The organism is Lacticaseibacillus manihotivorans DSM 13343 = JCM 12514, from assembly GCF_001435035.1.
Taxonomy (GTDB): Bacteria; Bacillota; Bacilli; order Lactobacillales; family Lactobacillaceae; genus Lacticaseibacillus; species Lacticaseibacillus manihotivorans.
On sequence record NZ_AZEU01000145.1, the window covers coordinates 1 to 8,212 of the forward strand.

8 protein-coding genes and 1 pseudogene are annotated in these 8,212 nt (G+C 46.7%); all 9 read right to left on the minus strand.

All coding sequences use genetic code 11. The features are described from left to right. Nucleotides 1-126: 126 nt before the first annotated feature. Nucleotides 127-1,062: a Ppx/GppA family phosphatase gene (locus tag FD01_RS08355; RefSeq protein WP_056963691.1), complete on the minus strand. Its 936-nt coding sequence runs from the start codon at nucleotides 1,060-1,062 to the stop codon at nucleotides 127-129. 103 nt (nucleotides 1,063-1,165) lie between these two features. After that, a complete protein-coding gene (locus FD01_RS08360; RefSeq protein ID WP_056963693.1) occupies nucleotides 1,166-1,456 on the minus strand; it encodes a hypothetical protein in 291 nt (96 codons plus the stop codon). A 113-nt stretch (nucleotides 1,457-1,569) separates the two neighbouring features. After that, nucleotides 1,570-2,040, minus strand: a complete 471-nt coding sequence (locus tag FD01_RS08365) for a hypothetical protein (protein ID WP_152164844.1) — start codon at nucleotides 2,038-2,040, stop codon at nucleotides 1,570-1,572. 269 nt (nucleotides 2,041-2,309) lie between these two features. Then, nucleotides 2,310-2,810 (minus strand): hypothetical protein, encoded by a 501-nt coding sequence (locus tag FD01_RS08370; RefSeq protein ID WP_054718929.1) that lies wholly within the window; start codon nucleotides 2,808-2,810, stop codon nucleotides 2,310-2,312. An 18-nt stretch (nucleotides 2,811-2,828) separates the two neighbouring features. Then, complete coding sequence (locus FD01_RS08375) at nucleotides 2,829-4,676, minus strand: alpha-glucoside-specific PTS transporter subunit IIBC (RefSeq protein ID WP_054718926.1); 1,848 nt, start codon at nucleotides 4,674-4,676, stop codon at nucleotides 2,829-2,831. Nucleotides 4,677-4,763: 87 nt separating this feature from the next. Beyond that, nucleotides 4,764-6,092, minus strand: coding sequence for a 6-phospho-alpha-glucosidase (locus tag FD01_RS08380; RefSeq protein ID WP_056963695.1), 1,329 nt, complete (start codon nucleotides 6,090-6,092; stop codon nucleotides 4,764-4,766). A 422-nt stretch (nucleotides 6,093-6,514) separates the two neighbouring features. After that, the gene (locus tag FD01_RS08385; protein WP_056963697.1) at nucleotides 6,515-7,198 is read right to left on the minus strand and encodes an HAD family hydrolase; all 684 of its coding nucleotides are present in this window, start codon (nucleotides 7,196-7,198) and stop codon (nucleotides 6,515-6,517) included. 10 nt (nucleotides 7,199-7,208) lie between these two features. Then, nucleotides 7,209-7,688 (minus strand): PTS sugar transporter subunit IIA, encoded by a 480-nt coding sequence (locus FD01_RS08390; RefSeq protein ID WP_056963700.1) that lies wholly within the window; start codon nucleotides 7,686-7,688, stop codon nucleotides 7,209-7,211. Between the two features lie 22 nt (nucleotides 7,689-7,710). After that, nucleotides 7,711-8,151: pseudogene (locus FD01_RS08395) on the minus strand (alpha-amylase family glycosyl hydrolase); the annotation flags it as partial. Nucleotides 8,152-8,212: the final 61 nt, after the last annotated feature.

Consider the following 8,212-nt stretch of genomic DNA (forward strand, 5'->3'; position numbering starts at 1 on the left):
TCAGACCGGCCAGATGCGATTTCATGTCCCAAATACCGAGGTGAATAATCCAGGTACTAAAAAGCAGTCGTCTTGACTGCTTTTCGCCTGATTCTTAACCGGTTCTTACACCGTTTTTAAGCTAAGCTACACCCCGGCATTGAAAGCTTCCAAGTGTTGATACAGTGCCCCTTCGCGCAACCCATATTGGGAGAAGGTCAAACGGTCCGAATCTAAAAAGCGGATCATCATCACCACTGGCACTAACCCACCGACGATGATATCTGCGCGGTACTTGGCCAGCCCACCAATGGCTTTGCGTTCTTCTAAAGAGCTGGAAATTACTTGCTTAAAAATCGCGTTGACTTGCTCAGTGCTCATGCGATAACCATGAATATCTTCGAAGTTCGCCACGGCATCTTTGCGGCGTTGGATCTTGGCAAGTGTTCGGTTAGAGCCGCCAAGTGCGACAATCGGCAAGTTTTGGGCTTTTTTCAGCCACCAAATGCCATTGAAGGTGCGATTGACAGAAGTGATCACGTCAAATAATTCCGCCGCACTGACCGTATCGCCGTGTAAGTAGCGCTCTGATAAGTTGACGGAACCAAACGGAATTGAGATCAGATGTTGAAGTTTGCGGTTTTGTACTAAGATCAATTCGGTCGAGGCGCCGCCTGTATCCATGATCAACGCATTTTGAATCGGTAAGGTGTTGATCACGCCTAAGAAATCCAGCTCCGCTTCTTTGGTGCCTGGGATCACTTTGATATCGACGCCAACCGCTTTTTTGACCCGCTTCAAAAATTCTTTTTGATTGGCCGCCATGCGCGTTGCCGCCGTCGCATACGCTTCAAGGGTCAAATCATGCAAGCCTTCGTATTGCTTTTTAAAGCCGACAAGGGCTTGAATCGTGCGCGCCATCGCGGGCTCTTGCAAGATGCGGTCTTCACCCATGCCTTCTGATAGGCGCACCATTTCTTTGAGTTTTAAGACTTGTTTGACGCTGGAATCTTCATTGATCTGCCACACGCTTAAGCGCGCTGAGTTACTCCCAAGGTCGATCACACCGAAATGTCTCATCATTTTGCCTCCGTATTGTCCGGCTCAAGTATACCAAACTCAACGGAATTGGGCGAAAACAAAAACCGGCGCGCCATTATTTCAGGTACGCCAGTTGGAAATTCCTTTATGATTTTCGCATTGTGGCCTTAAACGCGTTGCGGCTATTTTTTAGCGCTTGACGTAAACGCTGAAAGAACGGCTTTGTTTGCGGCACCTCATCGTACGAATGAATCCCACGCTTACTTTTTTCCAAAACATCTAGATATTCGGTCATTGTTAATGGTCGATCGCCAGATTGTGCGCGCATTTGATTGACTATTTCTAAATTACTTGCATCAGTCATAGGCTGCTTTAAAAGTTCATGAATATGCGCCACTGTGGCTTCACGACTGTCTAGCCAAGAGGTTTGCGTCATTGCTATTTCTCCTTATCTGCGTTGGGCCTGATGATCACGCAATTGTTGTTGCAACTGCGTGATCCGCTCATGGTTGAAGTTTTCAAAATGCCGTCAATACTTGAGGCAATCTGCTAATTCAACAGCACTCGCCTCACTTCTGAGGCAAAAGTGTTTAATACCTCATTGGTAAACAAATAGTCTTGATTCCCTAGCAAGAAACCATAAGGATCCAATACATGTAACAATTCAATGAGGTCAGACTCCATCACGATCCTCAATAAGGCACCATTTAATTGACCAACATCTTCACCTTGTTGCCGCAATTCGTCAATCACACTAAGGCCTTGCTCTAACTGCTGCGTCACTATCAACACTTTTCCTCGAATCGCGCTAGGATAGCTCACCATCACTTCATAAGTGCGGCGAATCTGATTTGCGCGCACATCTTGCGCCCGAATCGCGGTATTGCGACGATAGGTCACGACTCCAATCAATCCTGATATCATCCCTAAAACAAAGCCGAATAACACCAAGACTTCCTTAAGCCCCACCCACCAGGGCAATTCGTACCAGTTCGTCAATGTCTTGACTGCACTCATCATAACATCTCCTCATGCCTGTGCCAACATCCCCTTCACTATATATATTTGCAAAACAGGTGCCTTTTGATACTTTTGGAAAAACTATTTTTTTGCGAAAGCTCCTGATGATACAAAAACGCCTCTGCCGCACGATTCCAAAAAGAATCATGAGGCAGAGGCGCTGGTCATATTGCAAACCGTTGATGCAGCGACTGTTTGTTGGATTATCAGCAATCAGTCCTTTCATATGAAAAGACGCCTCAGCATCTCTGCCAAGGCGCCTCTTTGACCTACCGTTGTGCTAACGTCATCACTAACCACAGGCACAGCCCGTAAACACCTAGCAAGCCTGCCGAAATCAATTTCACTTTAACGTTCGCTTTAACATGTTGAACAGTTTGCTTACCACTAAAGGCTAAGGCGAAGGTGCCAGCAATTGCAACTAACACGTTTGACACGAACAGTTGTGATAACACCACGGCACTGATGACCCAGCGAAAGGTGGTGCGATCTGCCAAAATATCCTGACGCGCCATCCATAAAGTGTAGCCGACTAGCATATCTAACCCTGCGATAATACTTAATGCTGCAATCAATGGTTTGGCTTTTAACACAGCAATGATGCTCATGCTTTCCATCGTTGCATTCACCGCCAAAAAGGCAAGAAAGGCCACTGGCAAAAGCATCAACACGGCGACAACGCCGTAAAACAAACGCCGTTGATCAAGGTGCAAAAAGCGTGCCAGTTCGTGCAAATATCCAGATGCTTTTTGTTTGATTGTGGTCTCCATCGTCTTTCCTCCTATGATTTACAATGCAGCAGCAACGCCAAACGCATTATCGATCGTGATCGTCACATTGTTGGCGTTTGTGGTAACGCTCGTAATGTTGATCCCTAATGCCAGGAAGGTCGCTTCAGTTTCAACTTTTGACACATCTTTAACAGTGATCGTGATGGTGTCGCTAGTGGCAGTGATCGTATCGACATTATCGCGACCACCAAGCGTATCACCAATCAGCAATGCGGCTTCTTGTTCCGGTGTGCTTTGGGTAACCGCAGCACCATTACCAGATTCTGCCATCAAACCTTGCATCGATTCCAGTACTTGGGGAACATCCAAGCCGACGATCACTTGAATCGCTTTGCCGTGATGCACCACATTGACGGCTTTGTTCGCTTTGAATTCAGCATCTGGTGCCAATTGATTTTCATCATCAACAGTCACGCGCAGCCGAGTGGCACAAGACGTCATTTCTTGAATGTTTTCTGCGCCACCTAAAGCAGAGAGATAAGCACGTGCCCGGTCGATATAAGGATCGGCGCTGTTTTCAGCAGCTTTAGCGGCTTTGTATTGTTTCTTATTGATCAGCTTGGTTTCTTCTTCGTCTGCTTCACGACCTGGTGTAATGAAGTTAAACTTCAAAATCAAGAAGCGGAAAGCAAAGAAGTAAATCGCTACGAAAATCAACCCAACCACAATTTGAATCAAATACGTCTTCCATTGGTTGGCCCACAATGGGATCCAGTTTTCACTGGCCCAACCGATCAAGCCACCAGAGAATTCGCCGACCACGCCTAAAGCATACATCAACGCATCCATGGTCGCAGCCAAGAAGGAATGAACAAACCAGAGTACTGGCGCGGCAAACAAGAATGTAAATTCAACCGGTTCAGTGATCCCAGCCATCATCCCAGTTAAAACTGCTGGAATCATTAAAGCGGCAGTGGTTTTCTTCTTAGATGGCTTAGCAGTGGCATAAAAGGCTAACCCGATGCCGAGCATCCCGAAGACTTTTTCAAACCCGTAACCTTCAAAGCCCATCATTGGGGCTAATTCTTTGATTGGTCGAGTGGATTGGGCCAAATCATTCAAGTTGGTGAACCACCAAGCCTTCAACCCACCAGAAACGGCAGCGGGACCATATTCAAATGGAACATAGATGAAGTGGTGTAACCCAGTTGGAATCAAAACCCGTTCCAAGAAGGTGTAGACCCAAATGCCCAAGACGCCAGATGCTTTCATGAAGCCTTGCAAGGCACTGATACCGCCTTGGATCTTAGGCCAAACAAAGCAAGTGATTAAAGCCAGCGGAATCATGGCGAGAAAACCTAAAATTACAATATAACTGGAGCCTTGGAACGTCCCTAACCATGATGGGAGTTTCTTATCAAAATACTTGTTGTGCAACCAAACGGTGATGCCGGCAACAATTAACGCCCCAACAATTGACGTGTCCAAGGTTTTAATGCCGATGATATTGGTCAACCCTTGGTTCGTAGAGTTGGCAACAATTTGCATTTTGGCAAAGTTCTTGAAACCAAATGCGCCACCCCAATAAGTGAGCATCGCATTGATCATATAATTCCAAGCCGCATAGTTGACAACGGATTCCATCGCCGCGCGACCACCAGATTTCTTGGCTAAACCAATCGGTAAGCCAACAACAAACAATAGCGGAATAATATTAAAAACGGTAAAGGCGCCGGCTTGCAGGGTCGACCACACGCCATACCAATTCGTAGATGGATCAGCGAGGCCGCCGAAGATCGCAGTATTTGTCATCAACACGCAAATCGCTGTCATGATCCCAGCAAAGGTGAAGAGCAATACCGGCGTGAACATTGCAGCCCCAAATCGTTGAAGTTTCTGCATCATGTCGTTTCATCTCTCTTTCAAATGTAAGCCCTTACTATTTCACTCAGAAAAAAAGCGCGTGGCTCGCACGCGCCTTTAACTCGACGTTTAGTGCAATTCTGGCCAGTATTCTTGGTTGGCAGGAATCATTTCATCCAAAATATCCTTAGCGACCTTCGCATCTGGCACAATCTTGCAGAGGCTCATCGCTTCCCATAACTTCGTGTAAGATTGTTGTTCATACGCATCCACAACTAATTTTTCAACACAGTTTTGTTCGGTGATCAACCCTTTTTGGAACGTAGCGGCATTGCCCATGGCTAAGCGTTCTGGACCATTGGCACCAAACAAGCAAGGCACTTCGACCATTGCTTCTGGATCGATGTTGGCAATCGCGCCTTCGTTTGGAATAATCGCCAACATCCGTTGCTTGGTATCATACGCAATCGCCGTGCACAAATCGACGATGTAGGTGGCATGATCATCGGATTTGAAGTTGGTATCCTTGGCCGTGCCAGCAGTTTTAATGCGAGCACATTCAGTGAAGACATTCTTTTCACGATAAGCTTCAACTTCATCAGTCCGCGTATAATTTGGATCTGCATGTTCCACCACATATTGTGGATAGAGGTAATACTTCAAATAGGTGTTTGGTAGCGTTGATGGATCCAAAGCGTAAACATCAGCTGCCTTTTTAAAGGTCGATACCCAGCTTGCTTCTGTTCCTTTATCCGCATCACCTAACCAATAACCATGTTGCGCCACATATTCTTTTAATTGTGGCATCAGGTCCTTGCCAGTCTTGTCGCGCACATCAGTCCACCAACCGAAGTGGTTCAAGCCATAATAGCGGAAGACCAAATCATTGCGATCTTTTAATCCAACGATGGCAGCCATGCGATCCATGATCCCGATCGGCATATCGCAAATGTTGATGATCTTGGAATTTGGCCGTAAACGCCGAGTCGCTTCAGCCACGATAGCTGCTGGGTTAGAGTAGTTCAGCATCCAAGCATTCGGCGAGTATTTCTCCATGTAATCGACCAAGCCGATAACGCCTGGAATCGAGCGTAAGCCATAAGCGATCCCACCAGGGCCAGTCGTTTCTTGGCCAACAACACCATGGCGCAACGGAATCTTTTCATCGACACTGCGCATCGCATACTTGCCGACACGAATTTGGGCCATCACGAAATCAACATCGGTGAACGCTGTTTCAGGATCCGTCGTTGAAACGAATTCCACTTCTGGGGCGCGTTCTTTGACTAAGATCTCACAGGCATCAGCAACCTTTTGTTGACGGTCGCCATCAATGTCATAAAACTTCAATGCGCGCAGTGGAAACTTATCCAAGTGATCCAACAAGGTCAATACGATCCCCGGTGTATAAGTACTCCCGCCGCCTGCAATTAAAACTGAAAATTTTCTGTCGTCCATGATATCTCTCCTATTAATCCGAATGCCAGTCCTTACCAACTTATCAATTTGTACCCCGGGTATGGTTATAGTATGGGCTGGACCAATTGTTGCTGCAAGCGATTACAATACAGTTGGGATAGGTTTCAATTTTAGTGAACCATTCCACATTTCGAAATATTTTCCAGCGGAAAGTCAACAATTACAAGATTGGCCAAATAACGCGTTCCAAAAAAAGTCTATACCTATCACCTCATCTGCCAATCGAATTTCCTCACAATGTCCGGTATCGTATGTGTTTGTTCAATCATCTCGGCTGGCGGCAAGAGATGATTTCAGGGCCATAACAAAGGGAGATGGCGATATGAAACCCTGACGTTGTCGAACCTCAACAATAAAAAGAGGTTCAGACAAATATGTCTCAACCTCACAAACTTTAGTCACTATAAAGTTTTGATAAATGCCGCATTCAGATATGGCGAGTCATCTGTATAAGCTTGAATCACCGCACTTAACCGAGGATCTTGGGCAATGGCGGCTTGATCTCCTTTGGTTTGTACGCCCACCACGATGCTCCCAGCAGCGATGCCGGCGGCAATACCAGATAAAGAATCTTCAAACACCACCGTATGCTGCGGCTGACAACCAAGATTAGCGGCCGCTTTTAAGAACGCATCAGGCGCCGGCTTACTTGCCAAAGTCCCATCATCATAAACGACTTGATCACGATCAAACCATTTTGCTAAATCAAACGCCTCAAAAAAGAAGTCCAAGTTGCGGGGTCCTGAAGCCGTCGCAATCGTCATCGGAATCCCAGCTTGCTTCAGGCGCTCAAAAAAGGTGACCGCCCCTGGCCGCAAGTGAAAATTAGTGGCATCTTCACGACACAATTGCCGATAACGCCGCTCTTTATCTTCACTTAACGTCGCGACTTCTTCAGCCGTCAACTCACGACCTAATAAATAGCGTAAGGTCATGGGATTGTTTTGGCCATGCACGTGTTGATCAAATTCCACTGGCGTTAACGCTTGGCCGCGATGGGCAATGGCAAACGCCTGCCAGGCTGCGACTTGTTTATCCGCGTCTTCAAATAACGTGCCATTAAAATCAAAAATTACCCCTGCCATGATCGTCCTCTTAATAGGTCAATTGCCCGATTTCATCCCCGTGATCGACTGCTTGTGCTGTCACCGTTGGAAAAGATTTCAACAAGTCCATATTGGTGTACACCACCACAATGGTATCATCACGGCCACTGGCTTTGATTTGTGCGCTATCGATGGTCCCTAAGCGATCGCCAGCTGCCACTGTGTCATCAACTTGCACATCAATCACAAACGGCGCGCCATTGAGTTCAACCGTATCCAATCCCATATGGACCAATACTTCCAAGCCTTCGGGTGTGGTGATGCCAATGGCGTGCTTGGTCGGGAAAACGGTCGTGATTTTTCCTGCAACTGGCGCATAAACCACGCTGTCAGCCGGCGTGACGGCAAACCCATCACCCATCATTTTTTGTGAGAACACATCGTCGCTGACTGCGTCGATTGGGATCAATTGCCCACTGATTGGTGCTACCACCGTTTTGCCTTTAGCCTTCTTAAATAATCCAAACATTATCCTTCCTCCTTAAATAACCTCACCCACGCCGATAATAAGTTCGCGTTTCATATGGGCGCAGTTGCGCTTGCGGGGCATCTGAATAGTTACTGATCAATAGCTCCCTGTCGGTTAAGTCAAAATGACGGGTCACCGTTTCTGCAGTGAAATTACTGATCACCAATAGCTGTTCGTCATTGAGCTGCCGCGTATAGGCATAAACTTGCGCATCTTCTGGATCAAGCAACGTGTAATCGCCATATACGATCACTGGATAAGCTTTACGCAGTTGGTTCAACCGTTGATAAAAATAATACACGGAATCTGGATCTGCTAAGGCTTGTTCAGCATTGATTGTCCGATAATTCGGGTTCACTGCAAGCCATGGCACTTGATTTGAAAACCCGGCATTAGTACTTTGGTTCCATTGCATCGGCGTGCGCGCATTGTCCCGCGAGCGCCGGTGAATGTAGTGCAGCATGGTTTTACCTGGATTATTCATAGAATTTCAAAAAAGCAGCGCAATCCCACGATTCACACGG

Coding starts and splice junctions, on each gene's coding strand:
- FD01_RS08355 (WP_056963691.1), bottom strand. CDS start 1,062: ATGATGAGACATTTCGGTGTGATCGACCTTGGGAGTAACTCAGCGCGC.
- FD01_RS08360 (WP_056963693.1), bottom strand. CDS start 1,456: ATGACGCAAACCTCTTGGCTAGACAGTCGTGAAGCCACAGTGGCGCAT.
- FD01_RS08365 (WP_152164844.1), bottom strand. CDS start 2,040: ATGATGAGTGCAGTCAAGACATTGACGAACTGGTACGAATTGCCCTGG.
- FD01_RS08370 (WP_054718929.1), bottom strand. CDS start 2,810: ATGGAGACCACAATCAAACAAAAAGCATCTGGATATTTGCACGAACTG.
- FD01_RS08375 (WP_054718926.1), bottom strand. CDS start 4,676: ATGATGCAGAAACTTCAACGATTTGGGGCTGCAATGTTCACGCCGGTA.
- FD01_RS08380 (WP_056963695.1), bottom strand. CDS start 6,092: ATGGACGACAGAAAATTTTCAGTTTTAATTGCAGGCGGCGGGAGTACT.
- FD01_RS08385 (WP_056963697.1), bottom strand. CDS start 7,198: ATGGCAGGGGTAATTTTTGATTTTAATGGCACGTTATTTGAAGACGCG.
- FD01_RS08390 (WP_056963700.1), bottom strand. CDS start 7,688: ATGTTTGGATTATTTAAGAAGGCTAAAGGCAAAACGGTGGTAGCACCA.